The organism is Flavobacterium sediminilitoris, assembly GCF_023008245.1.
Classification (GTDB): domain Bacteria; phylum Bacteroidota; class Bacteroidia; order Flavobacteriales; family Flavobacteriaceae; genus Flavobacterium; species Flavobacterium sediminilitoris.
In genome coordinates, this window is record NZ_CP090145.1 from 555,801 (window position 1) to 577,773 (window position 21,973).

The window sequence follows — 21,973 nt, forward strand, 5'->3', positions numbered from 1 at the left end:
TAGTATACTTTTAAAAAATATTTTTAATACAAAAAAGCCATCACTAATTCTGATACACGAGGTCGACTTTTTTACCATCTTCTTCGTTTTTAAGGCTTTATATAACAGGAAAAGGAACGCAATATTGCGTTCCTTTTCTATGCTTTCTTCAATTAAGCTTTGTATATCATTGTATTAGCAATTATAAAAACAGGTATCACTAACTTTGAAACATTACCCCTTTTTACAGAGTGGTTTTGCTTTATTTACTTTGTGGGCACAAGCAAGATGCTTGCGCCAGCGTGGGATGATATGGCTCTAATTAAAGACAAAGAGTTATTTAAAAAATTTGAAGTTATTCAAGATATGAACGAAGAAGATAAAGCTATGATTATTCGTTTTTTGGATTTAAATATTAGAGATTATAAAACTAAACAAGCTTATAAATAATGTTTACTATTATTATTCCTCTTGTTGACCCTACAACAATTAAAATCCCTTCAGGTGATAATCCTACAGTAGCACTACTTGTGGTTTTTGCTGTGTTTGGTATTGCTGTTGTTGGTTTTAGTTTTTATAAACAATATCAAAAAGAAAAAGAGTAAACAACTCTTATAAAACAACAAAACCACTCGATTGAGTGGTTTTGTTGTTTCAAAAATTATTTTCAATTCCCTAAATACCTACTGTAGTATTATTTATTAATTCCCAGTTCATTTTATTGCAATCATACTTAAATATGATAGTTGAACCTCCACCATTAGAGAAATTATATTTACCATCACTATAGGTTATAATAAAATCTATTATAAAAATACTTAACTGATTTTTACTTAAAGTTGAAGAAACCTTCCAAGCATTAATACCTTTTTTTAATATTTTTTTATTCTTCTTTTCGTACAGATTAATTTCTTTGAAATTATTTGTGACGGGTTTATATTTGTCTAAATGAAAAGGGTTATGATTGTTATCTATTAAATAAATATTTTCCAATCTGTTTTTATATTCAGAGATGTAACTCTTCCAATTTTCTGTTTTTATATCTTTTTTTAATTCTTCATTATAATGTTTATAAACTTCATTTAGTTTAATTACAACAGCAGAATCTAGCATTGTTTTATAGTTATCGGTATTATTTTGAGAAAACAAACTAAGATTTATACCCAAAAACAATATTAAAATTTTAAATTTCATTTTATTTATTTTTTAGGCGTTACAAAATATTTTTGAGGAACTGTTGCAATAACTCCTGTATTATTATATATATATATACAGTACCATTACTTCTCGCAAAAACATAATTAACTTTACTATCGCTATTTGCTATATCTCCTCCCGCATTTGAAGGAGCTTTTCTAAAGTACCCGTTAGATGAACTACCTCCAATTGTTGATGAAGAACCTGCAAAACTATTATTATTACCTCCTGTAGAATTTGTTCCACTCGGATGTGAATGAAATGTGGATTCAGTTTTATAACCCGACAAAGTTATACTTGCTTGTGTACTTGTTAAAGGGTCTGTGACAGGTCCTGGTGTTGCTTGTTCAACTGTTCCATCAAGTTTAATTACACCACCATATTCTCTATTGTTTTCTGGTTTTGTACCACCACTACCATCATCTTGATTAACAATATCTACCATAGTTTGTCTATTCTCTGTACTTCCTTCAATCTCTACACTATTTTCATAGGCAATATTATTAGATTCAAATGCCTCTGTATTACCTGAATTATTTTTAATAAAATCTATAGTTTCATTTCTCTGCTTCTTAGTTATACCAGCAGATGGTGCACCAGAATCAAAGCGACTGCTTTTAGTTTTTATAACATAAACCTTATTATCTTCTTTACCATCATTACCAATATTATTTCCATCTTCATCAATAAAAATACCATCTGGAGCCATACCATCAGGGTCTATAAAAGATATTGGATTATTAAAAGCGTAGTTATATGGTGAGTGCCTTCTCATTTGTTCCGCCAGCGGATCAATATTCATCCACCTACCTAAAGCAGCATCATAATTCCTAGCTCCGTAATCATACATATTCAACCCTAACTCTGCCTGTAGTTCTTTACTGTTGTATTTATACTGGTAATTTGGTTGATTTGTTCCTTCATTGTATCCAGTATGTTTCAGTCCAAAAGGATAATACTGATTTTCTTCTAGTATTGAGTCTGTAAAATACTCTATACAATGAAGGTACTCTAGGCTTACAATAGTATTGTAATTCATTCCCTAAACTGCCATTTTTATCTATATCTGAATAACTGACTCTTACGTTTCCTAAATGATCAGTATAATTAAACACATAGCTATAATCTCCTTAATTATATTTTACATAACCCTCAGAATGTGGAAAAAACTGCAAACATTGTTTTGGTATTGAAAACCTCCTGCTAAATAATTGGTTTGGGTTATGTTGGTTGCTTCATTCACTTTTTTGCTTACTTTTTGTCCTGTTGCATTGTAAATATAGGTAATAGTATTGGTGCCTACAACTATTTTTATAAGTAAAAAAGCTATCACTAATTCTGATACACGAGGACGACTTTTTTATCATTTTCTTCGTTTTAAGGGCTTATATAACAGAAAAAGGAACGCAATATTGCGTTCCTTTTTTATGTTTTTCTTTAATTAAGCTTTGTTTCTCAATGGATTAGCAACTATAAAATGGTATTACTAACTTTGGAACATTACCTATTTAGTGAGGTTTATGGGCTTTGTAATGGGTTTGTGGATTGAGGCGAAACAGTTAGGAATCACCTTTAACTTTGTGTCGTTAATCAAGAAAAACATCAATTTAATTACAATTTGGATAGAATATTTTTTCTTCATATTCTATATTTGATTCATAAGCTTCATAATAGGCTTTAGATTCCATAATGTTATCCAAACAATTTACATTACTAATATTTTCTTTACAAAATATAAATTTAAGAAAAGGATAATTTGTAAATTTTTTACCAAAAGTTATTTTACCACTTTTAACTAAATGTTCAATTTTATAATAATTATCGCCAATTTTTTCTTTATTATATAATTTATCATTCTCAGTTTTTGTTAAATTTTTAACCTCTGAATAATCAATAAAGAGAATGTCAATATTATTAACTCTCTCATAATCATAATAAGCTGTACCAATAGAATATGGCTTATTAGGAGATTCAAATAATAATTTGCCATAAATTGAATCTTCAGAATAACTACAAATTAGTAAATCAAGATTATAAGTTTTCAACTTATTTAAACTATCTGATATTGATTTAATACTTGTAGTGTACTTTTTAGCATTAATAAGATTTGAGTTTCTATTTTCACAGCTAGTTATTATAAAAAATAAAATAACTATTTTGGCATAGTAAAAGGTTTTTTCCATCCTAGTATTTTTTTAACGTAATTAATATCTTTTGTACCACCTTCTTTAGCGTAATCTCTAACTAATTTAAATTCTCTTTTACCATTATTTATCCCAAATTCTGATACTCCACTTCTTCCCCATACATAATTAGTGTTAGCATTGTAAGAAGAGCTCCAATCTGGTTCACTTGGAGTTGGAAAACCATTACTTTCTCCAATGTAACTACCTCCAATATTTTTATCCCAAAAGGATGGATGTGTATGATTAGATATTAACAATGAATTTTCAATACCTCCATGTTCACTAATTGGTCCGTCTGAATTATGAGAATTATTGTTACCATATCCTAAAATAACAATAAAAGCATTGTTACCTTTCTTTTCACCAAAGAATCCCCAAGCAATTTCTTTCTGTTCATATAAAGAAATGTTTGTTAATAATTCCCCAACTTTATCATTAAAATTTCTTTCATATTTCTTATGTAGTCCATCTATCCTTAAACCGTCTTGAGCAATGTTAATGCCATCTTTCAAAATTCTCTTATCAATATTATCAGCAATAACATCTCCATTTTCAGCTATTAATCTATCTGTTTTATCTTCTGTCTTTTTTGCTAAAGTTATTTGACCATCTGTACCATATTTATAATCATGTTCTGCTTGCATTCCATCAGGGTCAACAAAATACATAGGATTGTTATAAGCGTAGTTATATGGTGTCCATCTTCTACTATTCTCCGCCAGCGGATCAATATTCATCCATCTACCTAAAGCAGGGTCGTAATTTCGAGCTCCATAATCGTAAAGGTCAAGCCCCAACTCAGTTTGCAGTTCCTTGCCATTATATTTATACTGGTAATTAGGTTGAGAATTATTCATATTATATCCTGAATGCTTCAGTCCAAAAGGATAATAATGATTTTCCTCTAATATTGAGCTTGTAAAATACTCTATACAATTTGAAGGTACTCTAGGCTTACAATAGTATTGTAATTCATCCCCTAAACTACCATTTTTATCTATATCTGAATAACTGACTCTTACGTTTCCTAAATGGTCAGTATAATTAAAAACATAGCTGTAATTGTTTGCTTCATGTTTTACATAGCCCTCAGCATGCGGAAAAAATTGCAACACATTATTTTTGTATTGAAAACCTCCTGCTAAATAATTGGTTTGGGTTATGTTGGTTGCTTCATTCACTATTTTGCTTACTTTTTGTCCTGTTGCATTGTAAATATAGGTAATAGTATACTTTTAAAAAATATTTTTAATACAAAAAAGCCATCACTAATTCTGATACACGAGGTCGACTTTTTTATCATTTTCTTCGTTTTAAGGGCTTATATAACAGAAAAAGGAACGCAATATTGCGTTCCTTTTCTATACTTTTCTTTAATTAAACTTTGTTTATCAATGGATTAACAATTATAAAAAACAGGTATCACTAACTTTGAAACATTACCTAATCTTTGACACATTACCCAGTATTGAATAACCCTCGATGAGCTGGGGTTCACTACTGTAAACACGAATTTTCTTTCAACCACTTTTTCCATAATTTCATATCATTATTATAATCATTATCATCAAGATACCCTATTGTAGAACTATAATCAGATTTGGACATTATGTTAGTTTTTTGATATAAATATTTAATCGCATTTTTATATGAATCAATAGTAATTGAATCGTTTGGATTTCTATCATGAATTCTTTTTACAATATCTAAATTATTATTAAATTCAATTACCAAAGAGTTATCTTTTTTAATACAATCTTTTGATTTACAACTTAAAAACAATAAGATAATAAAATAAATTAACTTTTTCATTATTTTGATTCTTTATTTATAATCATGTTATTCGTTTTAGTTGTTATCTTTTCTAAAGTGGTAGTACCATTCTTTTCCTTAAATGATTTAATGTAGTTAATTCCTTTAATATATTCTCCTGGCAACCTCTCATTACCGTTAACACCATTTTCAGTAATAATTGAACCCGCATGTGGATTATCAAAGTTAAAATATTTTTCATATTTATCCATATTTTGACTATTAGGAATTTTATTAAATCGATATTGTTCATCTGTCTCATGAGCAAACAACCCTTGTTGAGTAGAGCCAGTATGATTTTTATCTGATATCCCGTTAAACTTTGCAATATCTCCCACATCAATTTTATTTGTAACAAAAGATCCAATATCAACAGTCTCATCATTTTTAACAATTTTTTGTATAACTAAATTCTCACTGTCATTAGCAACATTATTTATACTATTATAAAAATTATTTTCTTCAGTGGACAATTTTGATATATCTCCTCCTTCTTCTGTTGCTTCTAAAGTAACAGTAAAAGAGCCGTTTGGATTTTCAGTTAATTTAGCTTTAAATTGACCACCTAAACCTTCATTTATTATATTTTCATATTCTGATTTACCAATATGATTACCATCACTATCTTTTTGAAAAAAAGCAATTATATCCATTCCATCAGGATCAATAAAATAAACAGGATTATTAAGCGAATAATTATATGGACTATATCTTCTTGAATTCTCCGCTAATGGATCAACATTCATCCATCTACCCAAAGCAGCATCGTAATTTCTAGCTCCGTAATCATACATGTTCAGTCCTAGCTCTGTTTGCAGTTCTTTGCCGTTATATTTATACTGGTAATTTGGTTGATTTGTTCCTTCATTGTATCCAGTATGTTTCAGTCCAAAAGGATAATACTGATTTTCTTCTAGTATTGAGTCTGTAAAATAAGTATTGCAAATAGTATATGGATTACCATTTCTGTCATAATGAGTTTCACAACTTTCAACATTTAATTCACCCCCTAAACTACCATTTTTATCTATATCTGAATAACTGACTCTTACGTTTCCTAAATGGTCAGTATAATTAAAAACATAGCTGTAATTGTTTGCTTCATGTTTTACATAGCCCTCAGCATGCGGAAAAAATTGCAATACATTGTTTTTGTATTGAAAACCTCCTGCTAAATAATTGGTTTGGGTTATGTTGGTTGCTTCATTCACTATTTTGCTTACTTTTTGTCCTGTTGCATTGTAAATATAGGTAATAGTATTGGTGCCTATAACTATTTTTTATAAGTAAAATCATCACTAACCTTTGAAACATTACCGTTATATGGGCTTATAAATGCTTAAAACGGATTAGAGGTTTGGTGAGACGGGTTAGGAATCGCCTTTATTTGTTTAAACTAAATCCAATTTTCAAGGTAAATCATCTGTATTTAAAACTCCTTTTTCACAATTAAGGTCAAATCCAGCTAAAGGATTTTTATTTTTATTATAATAAACCGTAATTAATCTAGTAATAATTTCATTTGATATAGAAACACAATATTTACTTCTTTCAGAAAAATCTAAAACATCCTTAATTGCTTTATCTAATCCTACTCTTGTAGAAATATCTAATATTGTAAAAGTATTATTTTCAACAATAATGAAGTATCCTCTAGAATGAGAGCTAAACACAGAAAAACTATATATTCCATTAATTAAGTCTCCTTCTTTTCTATTATTAAATAACCCTGACAAATTAAATTTATCTTTTCCATTTTTCAATTTGTTTGCTCTAGTATTATCAAGTTCATTTTTAGAAACTAAAAAATTTATTAAATCATATTTTATCGAATCAAATGTTAATTTCTCTGTATTTTGACTTTTACAAGACATGAAAGAAAAAAACAGCATATAAATAATTATATTTTTCATATCATTTCTTTTTTGCAATATCGTTTAATATTCTATTATCAATTATTTGTGGTAAAAATTCAGAACCATATTTTCCAAAACTCTTCCCTTTTTTCTCTTGCTCCATCATTTCAGCATTCTTATTATTTGTATGTCCAATCTCATGACCTAAAGTACCAACAGCCATATCAAAAGGAGTCAAATTATTGTTTTTAATAATATTAATACTTTCTTCTTGTTTTGCAGTCGCTGAAAATTCTTCTGTAGGATTATCACTTTCCATAATTGCTTTATGAAATTCTTTAATAGAACCTAAATAAATATCAATTGTTGCCTCTTTAACAATAAAATTACCATCACTATCAGTTCCTGATTCTGTTATATTTGTAAATCCTAACATCCCTGTCATTGTAGATTTTCCTTCTATAAAATCAACCTTTATTTTAGCTTCTGATTGAGTTAGTGCATCAAATTGTTTTTGTCCTTCATCTCCTGAATTTCTCAACGCATCACCAAATTTCTTATCTTGTGCAGTTGCATTTTTTGTATACTCTTGTTTTTTAGTATCATAAACTAATTCTCCATTTTTATTTCTCCAATCATCCGCTTGCATTCCATCAGGATCTATAAAATACATCGGATTATTGTAAGCGTAATTATAAGGTGTCCACCTTCTACTATTTTCCGCCAGTGGGTCAATATTCATCCATCACCTAAAGCTGCATCATAATTCCTTGCACCATAATCGTATAGATTCAATCCCAATTCCGTTTGCAGTTCTTTCCCGTTATATTTATAGAGCTCTAAGAAATTTGCTTATCATTTTCATTTTGGAACATTAGAAATTTAATTCGTTTGAATAGAAATAACATTAGAAATAATAACACAATAAAAGTTACTAAATGGAATATAATATTCAACCGAATATTTTGAAAAAGACCAAAGAGAGGACGAATACTCGAATCAAGTAATCTAAAACAAGTTAAGCCCAAAATTATTGCTATAACAAATGCTTTCCAATCTACATCAAGTAACCATTTAAAAGAAATTGAAAGAATAATCCCAATTATATAAGTATAAGTATAGTTAGCATTAATGTAAATAGGATATTTTTGAATAAGTAAACTCGGCTCAAATTTAAAATTATAAAAGTAATCATCTGTATACGCAATATATAATAAATTGCTTGAACGAACAATTGCCAGCACACAATAAACTATTAATAAGACAATAATGATTTTAATTATTTGATTTGCTTTCATTTAATTATAATTTTTTCAATGATTCATGAAAATTTCTATCCATAGATCCTGGTATTTTTTTAAACTCATCAACAACAGATTCCGCTCCTTGTACAAAATTTTGCTTTGCTTCTTGTTTTGCAACATTTTGAAGTGTAGAACTAGTACTTGATGTTTTCGCAGTAGAAATTGTTGGTTTTGTTGACATAGTTTTTCCGTCTGATAAACTATATCCTCGTCGAAGTTCTGAGTTGGGTTTTCTAGATACTTTATATGTAGAAGTTGTTGAAGACTTTGTTACAGATGCTTCATCAGCCACTTTGCCTATTCCAACATTCACTGTTGTAACTGTAGTATTCGTAGTTGTGGTAAGACTAGAAGCATCACTAATGTTATCAACCTTGTTTCCTGAAGAATCAAAGTACTGAGAGTTCACAGATATTTCTGTTGAAGTAACAGAAAGAGTAAACTCTGGAGTGCCTCCTCCAGTCATCACATCATATATAAAACCACGTTCAGCTTCTTTCATTTTTGAAATTTCTGTTATCTTTCCTGTTCCTGAATTTTGCGATGTAGGAGTTATTGTTTTTTGAGAAGTTCCACACAATAAACATTTACTATTATAATTTACCTGTATAGGATTTACATTTCCAGTTTTTTGTAAAGATATGATCTTCTTTACTGGATCAGTAGCTTCAGCTTGCATTCCATCAGGGTCTACAAAATACATAGGATTGTTATAAGCGTAGTTATATGGTGTCCATCTTCTACTATTCTCCGCCAACGGATCAATATTCATCCAACGCCCTAAAGCAGGGTCATAATTCCTTGCTCCATAGTCATACATGTTAAGCCCTAATTCACTTTGCAGTTCTTTGCCATTATACTTATAATTATACTTAAAATCAATAGGACAACTCGGGCAAGGTTCTTCTAAGACAAGATCTCCACCACTTTTGTAATATGCTTTTCTACTCATATTATAATTAGCATGTTTTAAACCAAATGGGTAGTAATTATTTTCTTCTAGTATTTCTAATGCTTTTGTGCTTGGATCTGTGCTATAACTTAAACGAATATTTCCTAAATGGTCGGTGTAATTAAATACATAGTTGTATCTGTTGGCTCCGTTTATTTCCACAACACTTACATAGCCTTCAGCATGTGGAAACATCTGTAACGAAGTGCCTACATATTGAAAACCGCCTTGTAAATAGGTTGTTTGATTTGCCAAAGTATTGTTTTTTGTGATTTTCTTTTCTACTTTAATGCCTGTTGCATTGTAAATATAATCAATTTTATTTCCGTTGTCAAATTGAATTTTAACAGGTAAGTTTAAATGGTTATAGATAATATTTGTGATGCCTTTATTATCATCTTTTGTCATATTTCCATTAGCATCGTAGGTGTAATCATCAGTAGGATCTGCAATACCATTACCATCGTCTTTAAAGCCTCTAGGATTGTTTGTAGAATCAAATACTTTTAAGAGTTGGTTTTTGTTTTCTGTATGATAAGTATATGCTAAATCGTCAATTTGCAAGGTATAATCTACATCGTCAAACTCTCCAAAGCGTTGTAGAGATTGTATGTTTCCGTTTTTGTCGTAAGTTTGAGATTCTCCATAGGAGTTTAGTGAAGCTATTCCTTTTTTATACGTAGCATTGATTAAACGATTTAGATGGTCATAATCATAGCTGTATTTTCGGGCAATATTATCATTACCTGTTTTCCAAAAAGTCTCTGAAATATTACCATTGAATAAAGCAGTGGCATTTTCAGGATCATTGTAATTGATTTTAAAAGCAAACAAATCGTTTTCAGTGGTAATATCATTAACATCATTAATGCTTTTCAGCCAACCTCTCACGTTGTAGGTATAATCTACTTTTTGGAGTCCTGTAGCGCTTGGGCTTACATTGGTGCCACCTACTTTTTTACTGATGAGTTGTCCTAGTTCATCATAGGTATTTTGGGCAATAAGCTGTTCTTGCAGACTGTTTATTTGCTGTTTGTGTTGGGTTAAACGATCTTGTGGGGAATAGCTAAAACGATCGGTAACCGTTAGTACTGTAGCATTAGTGTCGTATTTATGAGTGGTAACGGTATATTCGGTTTTTCCAGCCCAATCCAGTTTAGAATCTACTTGTGTAAATCCACCTAAATGGTTAGATGTATAAACACGTACCGGTCGATAACGATCATCGTATAAGGTGTAGCTGGTTTCCCCTTTAAATTCTCCTCCACTAGTTAAAACTCTTGTCCACGAACCTGTTGGCAATCCTTTTACATTGCTAGCAATAGTCTGGCCCTCCACTTGCGTTGGCACAGGATTTGGAGCATTTGGATAAGCATAATCATCATAATAATTAACCGTTAACAAGTAGAATCCAGTTGTAGGGAAAGTGGTATTCGTGTATCCTGTAGAAACATAATTTATGGTTTCATTTCCCTTGGACTCACTAATGGTAGACTGATTGTTGTATAGATCTTGCATTTGCTTTCTTCCATTCGAATTAGGATAAGTAGCACTATACCAACCTGTATAAGCAACTCTACTGAATAAGTCATATTTAGTAATCATCCAACCTATATTTGGGTCTCCACTAAAAGGAGCAAAAGCAGGTCCGGTAGCTACAGGTCGATCTAGTTTGTCATAAATAATAAATTCCCATTGTTTACCGGGTAATTTCTTTTCTACTAATCGGTTGCGATGGTCGTATTTGTATTGATACCCTAAATTATCCAAATTAGCCTGACTGGCAATGCCTTCTGCTAATGGTGGAATCACGTAAGTAAGGTTGCCAAATTGATCATAAATATAGTAGGTTTCGTGTGGTGTGTTATTGTTAAAAGTACGTTTTAATACCACTTGTCCTTCTTTGTCCTTGTATTCTTCGGTGGTGTTGTTTTTTCCTGAAGTCCAGTTTTCATCTTTGGTAATAGTAACATATAATTGTGCTGGGGCATAATAGCCTAAGTCTTGAATACTAATGGTGTATAAGCCTAAAGCAGCATTCCATGTCGCATTGGCCTGATAGGAACGTACATCGTTTGCTAGATTGGTATCGTATTCCAATTTTATTTCTTTGCCTTGTCCCATTGCCCAAGGATCACCTGGAGCAGCTTGTTTGAACACTCGGTTTAGTGGAGAAGCTTCTAGTTCTTTTTCGCTATATGGATTTGTAGTACCACCATTATAAGTACTATAAAAAGTATTTAATTCCGTTAGTGTGGTAGTACTATTTACATAATTTAATGAGGCTGTTTGATTCGGAAAAGGCAGATATTCTTTGGTTTGTCTGCCAAATTCATCATATTCTATATGGGTTATAATGTCCTTTCCAGAGTTGGATTGTTGGTGGGCTACTTGTTGAATAGGTCTTCCCAGTCCATCAAAATAACTCACTTGTACATTGGCAACACTTACATCAGGATCTGGAATCGGAGTTGTAGTGGGTTGTTTGTACGTAATGGTTTTTACCCAGTTTTGATCAGGACTTTGTCCTAAAGCAAGAAAGGGAATTAGGGTTAATAGGTATATTATTTTTTTCATAACTAATAGTTGTTTCCTTTTTTTTACATTCCCCTCCTGTGGAGGGGTGCCCATCGGGCGGGGTGGTTTATTTTACTTTTTTTACCTCATTTTTCAACCATTTCTCTTTTCTGTTATCGTTCCAAGAAAGAAAAATATTGAGCATGTAAATAGCATTATTTAATTACACCCATATTGGTCAATTATAAAGTTTTCTAATTCTTATAATGATACTTGTTTTCGCTTACTACCTTATCATCTTTGTCCGTTACAAATTCCAATCGGTTAAAAGGATCATAATGATATCGTACAAAATTCCCTTTAGGATCAGTCATAGTACTTACACCTATAAGTGGTTTGTGTGTATAGGTGGTTATCATCGCATTGGGTAAAACAACTCTCAAATTATTCAAAGCCGTTATCAAACTCGCTTCATCTGTTCCATTAGAAAGGGTTTGCAAATTAGCTTCATATGGTTGCACTTGGGCATAGGTGGCATTTTCTATTTTAGCAATAGGTAACGTTTTATTATAGCCCCAAATATAGGTGATGGGTTGTCCGCCTTCTTGCTGCACTTCTAGTGGATTACCTGTAGTATTGTCCAGTGCATTGTATTTTATTCTGTCTTCCGCTGTGGCTGCTCCTTTGGCTGTTTTTATAATTTCAGGCGCTAATAAGCCATTGCCCCAGTCTTTGTATTGGGTTTCTTGAGAAGAAAGGGCAATTCCGCTTCTTTTTACTTCTGTTTTTAATGGAATAGCAATCATGTTTTTATCAATTAAAGCTTGGTTCCCCATTTCATGTGCGTATGAATACTTTGTCTCGATTGTTTGATTGTTTGAGTTGGTAGTAGACTGACTTTTAATCTCTTTATTAATAGCGTTGTATGTGAAAAAACTATTTTGAGAAACAAAAGGAGTAGTACTAGTACCATTCTCTTTAAAATAACGAATAGATTCTTTTTGTACTAATTCTGCTCGTCCAACAATTTGAATATTAGGGATTGATTCTAAGTATCGAGTTGCTTTTGCACATAAAATCCAACCATTACCTCCAGTAAGCACATCACCTTGATTAAAATAGTTATCCCAAATTTGCTGTCCTGGAACTTGTCTATTGTTTAATTCATAATACATTCTAAGCAGAAATGCTTTAAAAGCAGAATAACTCGTATATTCTGAAACAAACGGACAATCAAAACTTGCTCTTTCCTTTAAAGAAAAGCCTAAATTTATGGCAGTATCATAATAATTGTAAACATTGATTTCCTTTTGAAGTAATGTATCGGAATTATCATAGACTCTAGACTCTAAAAGAAGGCCTCTTTTATAATCAAAAGAAGGCTTTGTTGCAAAAGGGTAAACCCATGGAGTGTTACTAGGGTAATCCGGAAAATCAATAGGAGAAGTAAAAACATATTCTTCTTTTCCTAAAATAGGAGTGTGTAATTCAATTAAATCTCCAACCCGATTTGTAGTATAAGTTGTGATTACTTTTTCTGCCTTAACATTTTTATATCCCACATAAGCCCCTTTGTCAGAAGCAATTGTTAAACTACTTTGATTGTCATAAACAAGATAAGTAGTTGCATCAAATACAACACCGAGAGTTGTTCCTCCATTGCTAGGGATATAATATTTTAAATCTCTTGTAATGATATAAGGTTCTTTCTTTGGTTTTTGTAATTGAGAGCCACTAGAAAGAGAAGCGTCACTAGCTAAATTATAACTATATAAGGTTTCTATATAATTTTTATTGTCTTCAGAAAACTGTATCTTTTTTATTCTTAAACCACCACCTAGCGTACTTTTATTAGTTCCTGATAATCTCTTATAGTTAAAAAATACACTATAGGTTACAGGAAACATAGCCAGTTGATTGTCTTGCACTAATTTAAAATTATACCATCCTGTTAAAACAAGATTTTTTAAACATTCATTTATAGTCTGCACATTGCCACAATCTTCAATGTTTATGGCGTATGAAATCCTAGCGTTAGTTGCTGTAAGATCATCATCTGAAAAAGAATTAGGGTCAAATTCAGTAATTCCTCCATTAGGATCAATATAAGAATTAGGAGTAACAGGGATAACAAGTAATTTATACCCTTTAATATCATCCCGAAAAGAAGAATTAAAAGAAACTGCCTTAAAAGTAGTGGCAATCATTTGATTTCCTTCAAAATAAACTATTTTATTATTGTTATTGACTTGTGTAGAAGCAATGTTCCAACTTTTAAAAGTATATGTTAAGTTTTCAGGAATATCATCTGCATTATTTGGGTCTAATAGATCACTTCCCACATAACTATAAGTATTAGGCTCAAAATCAAAGACCTTAGACCCACCAGTTGGATATTTGATACTAGTTAAAACACCCGTTTTTATGGCTTGTTTGTTTACATTTCGATTAGCTCCCAAAAAAGGGTTTAAAGTGGTGTTATTAGAGTTATTGTAATAGCCCCAAAAATCTTTATCCTTAGAGTTGAATTTTGGTAAATTACCTTGGTTATAATAACTTAACAGATAATCATGTGTGTCGGTTTCATTTGGAAAACGCGTTATTATTTTCTCTAAAAATATTTTTTCAGACACACTTGTATTAATTAAAAAATCATATCTTTTTATTTCATTATCCAATAAATCTTTTATAATTATTCTTTTAAGTTTATGCCCTACATAGGCATTTTGAAATGAAGAAGAACCTTGAACTCTAGCTTCTCTTTCAAAATAAATTTTACTTTTTTTTGTTTCTATCCTATTTATAACAGAAGATTCCATTGTTGTTGTAGAAAAAGAAAAAACAGTAGCAGGAAGATAAGAAGGTGTTGAACCTGTATTAGCATCTATAATGCCCGTGTATTCGCTAATTAAATTATTATACGTCACATTGGTTGGTGTTATACTGTTTTCAATAGCAGTATCATAATAAAATTGACATAAAATATCATTTGAAGAACTCTTAACTGCTGTTAAATGCCAAGCAGAAACATATTGATCGTATGGTTCTAAGGCTTGAGGTTGTGAAATAGATGTTGTATAATCTTTAGCATTAAAAAGATACTGATAACCATATTGGTCAATGATTGTGAAATCAATAACTTTATTATTGATAGTATCTATATTTAAAATAATTTTATGACTCGCATTTCCATCTAAATCATAAGGTCTAATTTGCCCCGTAAGAGGATCTTTATGAAGATAAAACCGACCCGTTCTCCCCATAAAATTGTATTGAAATAAGTCATACTCAGTATCTTTCCGAAATCGATTAGCATTCCAAAGAAAAATTTGCTTTTCTTCATCTCCCATACTCTCATAAGTAAAAAAACCATTATTAAAAATACCATTCATATCATCATCAGGTCTACCAATCATGGTTCTTGATATAGAACCTCCAAAGTTTAAAGCCCATCCTGCTCCAGCCCATCCTGGAATATCGTCAACCTTAATGCCTGTAGAACTATAATTTAAACCCACATTTAAGTCAAGTCTTTCATGAAGTTTCTCACCATATAACGGAATGGAAATATCAGGAGTCCCTGTATAATAATTAACAGGTACTTCTTCTAATTTCATTAAGGCAGAAACAGAAGGTGCAGGAGGAACAATATCCGTAAAATTCACATTACTAGGATCGTTTTGCCCAAACCCTAAAGCACTTATCAATACAATAGTTAGCAGTTTTGTTATTCTCATGGTGTATCGTTTTGTTTTCAATTCTTTATTTTTTAATCACCTTCACACTGCCGTGTTGGGTATTGGTTCTAATTTCTATAAGGTAAATCCCTTGTGGTAAAGTGCTAAGCTCCATAGGAATGGTTTTGTCTCCTGTAATTTCCATACTTTGCAAGCTTCTTCCATTTAAATCATACAGGGTAGCAGTTCCTTTTTTATATTCGAAGTTGACAATCACATTGGTAAAATGTATAGCCGGATTTGGCATGGCTTCTACCGTGATTCGTGCTTTTTCCTCTCGCTCTTTATCGCGTAGTTTTACCACCCAAAAATCATAGCCGCCTTTTACCGAATTTTTATCTCTAGAAACACTACCTTTTGATGTACCCGCTAACAAATAACCACCATCTCGGGTTTCAAGTAGTTTTTTCATCACTTCTTCACCCTTGCTTCCTACGGTTTGCGTCCAGATTTCTTCCCCTTTTGCATTGATTTTTAATGCAATATAATCGTTAATACCTTCTTTGTCCGATTGCAGGCTTTTCACTTTTGACTTTTGACTTTTCACTTGTGCTTCACTCTGTGCATAACCCCCTATTAAGTAGCTTCCATCCGGATTTTCTACAATAGAAGTTAAAATATCAATCTTCCCATAATTGTAGGTTTCTTGCCAATCGATATTCCCTGTTTTGTCTAGTTTTAACACCCAAAAATCAGTGCCTTCTTTGTTGGTTTTTGATTTGGAATTAGTAGCACCAGAATTAGAATTACCACCCACAATATAACCACCATCTGTAGTCTGAGATAGCGCAAATAAATGATCATCTTGATCGCCACCCAGAGTGCGTTGCCATTCTATTGTCCCTTCTTCATCTAGTTTTACAATCCAGTAATCACCTAGTCCAAAGTTGCTCTCGGTTTTATCCCCTGAAATAGGAGAATTAGAATAACCACCCAAAATATAACCACCATCTGTAGTTTGTGAAATACTTTTTAGTTCGTCTACATATTTACCCCCTAAGGTTTTTTGCCAAAGCACTTTTCCATCTTTGTCTAATTTCACTACCCAATAATCCAGATTCCCTCTACTATCTTCACTTTTACCATACACATCATCAACTCCCTTTTCATCTTTACCCGATTTATCTGAACTCGATGTACCTCCTAAGATATAACCACCATCTTTTGTAGGTGCAATACTCAAAAGACGCTCCATACCATTACCACCTATGGTTTTTTGCCACATTTCTTGTCCTTTAGCATTGAGTTTTATAACCCAAAAATCTTCTTGTCCTTTGCACACTTCCTTCTTATCGAGTCCTTTATCAGAAGCAGAAGTACCCCCTAAAATAAAGCCACCATCATGAGTAATAGCAATACTCTGCAATAAATCCACTTTATTACCTCCAAAACTTTTTTGCCAATCTAGATTCCCATGCTCATCCATTTTCCAAAGCCAATAATCCAAATCGCCCTTGTTTTTATCCTCTTTGTTCCCGTTTTTTCCCGAAATAGAACTTCCTGCTAAAATAAAGCCATAATCTGGCGTTGCAATAGCATCATACAGATATTCAGCATGTTTTCCTCCGTAAGATTTTTCCCAAAGAATGTCTTGGGCAAACACTAAGGGTGAGGCAATAGTCATTGCCAGCACACCTAATTTTAATTTTATATGCATAAGTGAATGGTTAATTAGCAAATTGTAAAAGTCAAAGCTAGTTTTTAAAAAGACACCGGTCAATACGTATAAATACGTATTTTTCAATGTTTTTTGTACGTATAAATACGTACTTTTTAACTGTTCTATACTTTTTATACGATTAATCGTATAAAAAAGTTACAAAGACCATGCCTTTTTTTTATCTTTTTTTTAATAACCTTATTCTTATAGAGTATCAAAAAGTAAAAAAGGTTGGGATGCGTATTTTCTTTTCTTAAAAATAGTTAGAAAAACACAATGAGGAATTATTTTTTTAAAGTAGTACACGAAATTCCAGAATTTCGTGTTGTTTTTATGTTGTGATTTTTTTTTCGTTTTGAAAAAAAGTTTACAACTTTTGTAATTTTATTTTGAAAGTGAAAAAAAAATCACAAGAGTAAATGGAGGGTTAAAAACTATATTTGTATAGTTAAAACAGGATTAATTTAATAACCTGTATAGTTGTTTTAGGACGAGTCAAAAACTTACTACTCCATATTAAAGGTTACTTAAAGGTTAGGATAAAGGGAGGATAGTGTATAGAAACAGTATGGAAGAGTAATAGTATTTAAAAAGACAACAAATTGTATTAACCAAATGAAGAATCGTTGTATAGAGTAAAATAAACAGATTAAGGAATTGTATTTGTATAGTTATTTTAGGACGAGTCAAAAACGAGTCAAAGACGGTGATACTCCCTATATACACCCTATCAACCCCGTATATACCCCTTATCAAAGTCGTAGTTGTGGTACCCCATGGCTTATTTTCTTTTGCGGTTTTTTGTTAAAAATGAAAGATATTTTATCACAAGAGTATAAAATGTGAGACTATTGTATTGCAACAAAAAAAGGCTACTATTTTACTGTTAAGAAGATTAACAAGTCTGTGTGTATAACTCTCCTCAAATCAATCACTCTCTATTTTTTTCTGAATTTCTTCCAATAAAAAAACATAGTCTTCTTGTTTTTTTACAAAATCTAAAGTAGAAACATCAATAACCAATACTTTTAAATTAGTCTGCGTTTTAATATAATCTAAATATCCTCTATTAATTTTTTCTAAGTATTCTGCTTGAATATCTTGTTCATAGCTTCTCCCTCTTTTTTTTATATTTTCTAATAAACGATCAGTATTTTGATATAAATAAACATACAAATCAGGTTTTGGTGTTTCTCTATGAATTATTTCAAACATGTTTTTATACAAACGATATTCATCTTCTTGAAGTGTAATTTTTGCAAAAATCAACGATTTAAAATTATGATAATCTGCTACAATAAAATCCTTAAACAAATCAAACTGCGCTAAATCATCTGTTAATTGCTGATATCTATCTGCTAAAAAAGACATTTCTAAAGGAAAAGCATATCTATTCTGATCTTTATAAAATTTAGGTAAAAATGGATTATCTGCAAAACGTTCTAAGACTAGCTTGGCATTACAATCTTCTGCAATTTTATTTACTAATGTTGTTTTTCCTGCTCCTATATTGCCTTCAATTGCAATGTAATTATACTTTTTTAATCCTATTTTATCAATTGGAGAAACTATTTCTGTTACAATTTCACAATTACTATTATCTAATGTTTCTTCAATTAATTCAGCTACTGATTTTTTTAAAACAGGATGTATCCAATCTAATTTTAAATCATGCATTGGAAACAAAACAAACTTCCTGTTTTGCATTTGACTATGAGGAACTTGCAATGTTTTTGTTTCTATAACCTCCTCATCAAAAGCTATGATATCTAAATCTATAATTCTAGCTTGATACCCTTCTTCTCCAGAACGCACACGTCCCATTTTTTTTTCAATTGCAAGTAATTGCGTCAATATCTTTTGTGCAGGCTTAAACGAATGCAATAATAATGCACCGTTATAAAAAGATTCACTTTCAAAGCCCCAAGAAGGCGTTTCATACACTTTAGAAACTTTAATAACGGTAGCTACTTCTTTATGAATAAAAGAAATAGCAGCAATAAGGTTATCTAGTCGATTCCCTTGATTACTTCCTATAGAAACTATAACTTGATGTTGCTTTTTCATCTTTGGCAAAATAACAAACATTTTTAGTTTTCTTATTTAGGTTTTTAGTTTTTTTTATGAACATGTAACATTTTAATCGTTTATAAGACTTATGTATTAAATTAAATGAGTAGAAAATGAAATTTTTAGGAAATGTACTGGCCACCGTTATTGGAATATTTGTATTTTGTATGGTATTCTTCTTTGGGTTAATCTTTTTAGGAGCTATAATGGGCGGTGACAAAGATGCTGTTAATGTGAAAGACAATACTGTTATTGAACTAGATTTATCAACTGTTTCGCTAGATTATGCTGGAAAAGTTAATTTTAAAGATTTTAACTATTTTGAAACAAACCATGATGGTGTAATTGATGTATTGAATGCTATTGATGCAGCAAAAAAAGACAATAAAATAAAAGGAATCTCTATTTTAAACAATCAATCACAATTAGGTTTAGCTCAAAGTAAAGCATTGCGTGATAAACTAGAAGATTTTAAAAAATCAGGAAAATTTGTAGTTGCTTATTCTAACTTTTTAACACAACGTGATTATTATTTAAACTCTGTTGCAGATACTTTATATTTAAATCCTGTAGGAGAATTAGATTTTAAAGGACTTTCTTCTGAAATTTTATTCATGAAAGAACTACAAGAAAAAACAGGAATAAAAATGGAAGTAATTCGTCATGGAAAGTACAAAAGTGCTGTAGAGCCTTACTTAAACCAAGAAATGAGTCCTGAAAACAGAGAACAAATTAGCGTTCTTTTAAATTCTGTTTGGAATACTATTGTTACTGATATATCTAAAAGTAGAAAAATTTCAATTGACAGTTTAAATGCAGTTGCAAATAATTTAGGTGCTAGAACTCCTGAACTTGCTTTAGCAAAAAACTTAGTAGATAAAGTTAGCTATGAAGATGAATACCATAATGCAATAAAAAAGAATTTAAAAATAAAATTAAATGACGACTATAATAAAATCAGCATTTTAAAATATGCCAAAAAAGTAGGAACATCCACTTCTGATTATTCTAAAAAAGAAATTATTGCCGTTATATATGCTCAAGGAGAAATAAGAGGTGGTGAAGGAGATATAAATATTATTGGAGAAGGTTCTATTAAAAGATCTCTCGAAGAAGCTCGTAATGATGATGATGTAAAAGCCATTGTTTTACGTGTTGATAGTCCTGGAGGAAGCGCTCTAACTTCTGAATTAATTTGGAGAGAAATTGAAATTACAAAAAAAGTAAAACCAGTAGTAGTATCTATGGGTAATGTTGCTGCTTCTGGTGGTTATTATATTGCTTGTAATGCAGATCGAATTTTCGCAGAGCCAAGTACAATAACTGGATCAATTGGTGTTTTTGGAATGCTACCAAACATGAATCAACTAGCTAAAAATATTGGTATTAATGCAGAACAAGTAAAAACACACGACAATGCTGCTGGATATAGTTTATTTGAACCAATGGATGAGAATTTCAAAAATCAAACATTAGAAAGCATTGAAAATGTATATGCTACATTCCTAAACAGAGTAGCAACTGGTAGAAAAATGACAACAGAACAAGTTGATGCAATTGCACAAGGTAGAGTTTGGACAGGAACAGATGCTTTAAAAAATGGTTTGGTTGACGAATTAGGAGGACTTGACGAAGCATTAAAATATGCAGCTAAAATTGCTAAAATCAAAGATTATAGAATTGAGAATTATCCTGAATATGAAAAAAGTTTCGAAGATCTTTTAGGAAACTTTACAGGAATTTCAATGTTTAAATCAAAAGATGCTTTATTAAAAGAGCAAATTGGTGAAGAAGGTTATCAATTATTAGAACAAATAAAGAGAGCAAATCAATTAAAAGGAATTCAAGCAATTATGCCTTTTGAATTGAAAATAAATTAGTATTTATTATTACTATTTTTAAAAGCTATTTCAACTTCATTGTTTGAAATAGCTTTTTTATTATCCTTGCGTTTCTTACATTTGATACATGAGTATTAAAGATAAACTTTTAGCACAACGTATTTACCTTACTTTAGCAGGTCTTTTCATCTGTTCATTAGTGGTTTCCAATCTTATTTTTCAAAAATTTTTTTACTGGTATCCTTTTGGAGACGCAACAATTTTTGGTGCTAAATTATTTGAAATATCAGTTGGAATAATACCATATCCTATCACATTCCTAGTAACAGATATTATATCTGAAATCTATGGAAAAAAGAAAGCCAATCAGATTGTTACAACTGGTATTTTTGCTTCTGTCTTTTCCTTAGGTATTGTTTATATTGCTAACTATGTTCCTGCAATAGAAAATTCCCCTATTAATGATGAAACTTTCACTAAAGTATTCGGACAAACAGCCTTGGCTGTTTTAGCCTCTATGCTAGCCTATTTAGCAGCACAATATGTCGACATTCAAATATACCATTTTTGGAAAAAACTAACTAATGGTAAAATGCTTTGGTTACGCAATAATTTTTCTACCATTACTTCTCAAGCAGTAGATACACTTTCCGTTCTTTTATTATTATGCTATTTTAAAATTTTACCATGGCATCTTTTTGGAAAATTATTTATTAGTGGTTTTGCCTTCAAAACATTTATTGCACTTATAGATACTCCTTTTTTATACTTAATCGTTTATTTATTTCGAAAAAAGTTCAATTTAAAACCAAATGAAGAACTCCAAATAGACAATTAATAATTTTATCTTAAAGGATCTAAT

15 protein-coding genes and 2 pseudogenes are annotated in these 21,973 nt (G+C 30.9%); 4 read left to right on the forward strand and 13 right to left on the reverse strand.

What is annotated here, in order from left to right:
* The first annotated feature begins 267 nt into the window (after positions 1-267).
* On the forward strand, positions 268-429 hold the full coding sequence (locus tag LXD69_RS02765) for a hypothetical protein (RefSeq protein WP_246917373.1): 162 nt from the start codon (positions 268-270) through the stop codon (positions 427-429).
* The gene (locus LXD69_RS02770; RefSeq protein ID WP_246917376.1) at positions 429-584 is read left to right on the forward strand and encodes a hypothetical protein; all 156 of its coding nucleotides are present in this window, start codon (positions 429-431) and stop codon (positions 582-584) included. The genes LXD69_RS02765 and LXD69_RS02770 overlap by 1 nt, the downstream gene beginning before the upstream one ends.
* Positions 585-654: 70 nt before the next feature.
* Here LXD69_RS02770 and LXD69_RS02775 read toward each other — a convergent pair whose 3' ends face one another.
* The 13 genes and pseudogenes from LXD69_RS02775 to folK form a co-directional block, all read right to left on the reverse strand.
* On the reverse strand, positions 655-1,173 hold the full coding sequence (locus LXD69_RS02775; protein ID WP_246917379.1) for a hypothetical protein: 519 nt from the start codon (positions 1,171-1,173) through the stop codon (positions 655-657).
* Positions 1,174-1,192: 19 nt separating this feature from the next.
* Positions 1,193-2,215, reverse strand: a complete 1,023-nt coding sequence (locus tag LXD69_RS18045) for an RHS repeat domain-containing protein (protein WP_317236310.1) — start codon at positions 2,213-2,215, stop codon at positions 1,193-1,195.
* Between the two features lie 568 nt (positions 2,216-2,783).
* A complete protein-coding gene (locus tag LXD69_RS02785; protein ID WP_246917381.1) occupies positions 2,784-3,359 on the reverse strand; it encodes a hypothetical protein in 576 nt (191 codons plus the stop codon).
* Positions 3,329-4,543, reverse strand: a complete 1,215-nt coding sequence (locus tag LXD69_RS18070; protein ID WP_394799734.1) for an RHS repeat domain-containing protein — start codon at positions 4,541-4,543, stop codon at positions 3,329-3,331. The genes LXD69_RS02785 and LXD69_RS18070 overlap by 31 nt, the downstream gene beginning before the upstream one ends.
* 316 nt (positions 4,544-4,859) lie before the next feature.
* Positions 4,860-5,174, reverse strand: coding sequence for a hypothetical protein (locus LXD69_RS02795; protein WP_246917384.1), 315 nt, complete (start codon positions 5,172-5,174; stop codon positions 4,860-4,862).
* Between the two features lie 650 nt (positions 5,175-5,824).
* A pseudogene (locus LXD69_RS18100) lies at positions 5,825-6,454 on the reverse strand (RHS repeat-associated core domain-containing protein); the annotation flags it as partial.
* Positions 6,455-6,583: 129 nt separating this feature from the next.
* Positions 6,584-7,087 carry a hypothetical protein gene (locus LXD69_RS02805; RefSeq protein WP_246917387.1) on the reverse strand — a complete coding sequence of 168 codons (504 nt, stop codon included), beginning with the start codon at positions 7,085-7,087 and terminating at the stop codon, positions 6,584-6,586.
* A gap of 589 nt (positions 7,088-7,676) precedes the next feature.
* Positions 7,677-7,864: pseudogene (locus LXD69_RS18075) on the reverse strand (RHS repeat-associated core domain-containing protein); the annotation flags it as partial.
* A 5-nt stretch (positions 7,865-7,869) separates the two neighbouring features.
* Positions 7,870-8,328, reverse strand: coding sequence for a hypothetical protein (locus LXD69_RS02815; RefSeq protein ID WP_246917393.1), 459 nt, complete (start codon positions 8,326-8,328; stop codon positions 7,870-7,872).
* A gap of 4 nt (positions 8,329-8,332) precedes the next feature.
* On the reverse strand, positions 8,333-11,863 hold the full coding sequence (locus LXD69_RS02820; protein ID WP_246917395.1) for a DUF6443 domain-containing protein: 3,531 nt from the start codon (positions 11,861-11,863) through the stop codon (positions 8,333-8,335).
* Positions 11,864-12,057: 194 nt separating this feature from the next.
* Positions 12,058-15,540 carry a hypothetical protein gene (locus LXD69_RS02825; RefSeq protein ID WP_246917398.1) on the reverse strand — a complete coding sequence of 1,161 codons (3,483 nt, stop codon included), beginning with the start codon at positions 15,538-15,540 and terminating at the stop codon, positions 12,058-12,060.
* Positions 15,541-15,565: 25 nt separating this feature from the next.
* Entirely contained in the window at positions 15,566-17,197 is a 1,632-nt protein-coding gene (locus LXD69_RS02830) for a T9SS type A sorting domain-containing protein (RefSeq protein WP_246916920.1), read from the reverse strand.
* Positions 17,198-18,127: 930 nt separating this feature from the next.
* Positions 18,128-19,267, reverse strand: coding sequence for a 2-amino-4-hydroxy-6-hydroxymethyldihydropteridine diphosphokinase (gene folK / locus LXD69_RS02835; RefSeq protein WP_246917400.1), 1,140 nt, complete (start codon positions 19,265-19,267; stop codon positions 18,128-18,130).
* Between the two features lie 116 nt (positions 19,268-19,383).
* Between folK and sppA the strand changes: the two genes are divergently transcribed.
* Positions 19,384-21,150 carry a signal peptide peptidase SppA gene (gene sppA, locus LXD69_RS02840; RefSeq protein WP_246917403.1) on the forward strand — a complete coding sequence of 589 codons (1,767 nt, stop codon included), beginning with the start codon at positions 19,384-19,386 and terminating at the stop codon, positions 21,148-21,150.
* An 88-nt stretch (positions 21,151-21,238) separates the two neighbouring features.
* The gene (locus LXD69_RS02845; protein ID WP_246917406.1) at positions 21,239-21,949 is read left to right on the forward strand and encodes a queuosine precursor transporter; all 711 of its coding nucleotides are present in this window, start codon (positions 21,239-21,241) and stop codon (positions 21,947-21,949) included.
* Positions 21,950-21,973: the final 24 nt, after the last annotated feature.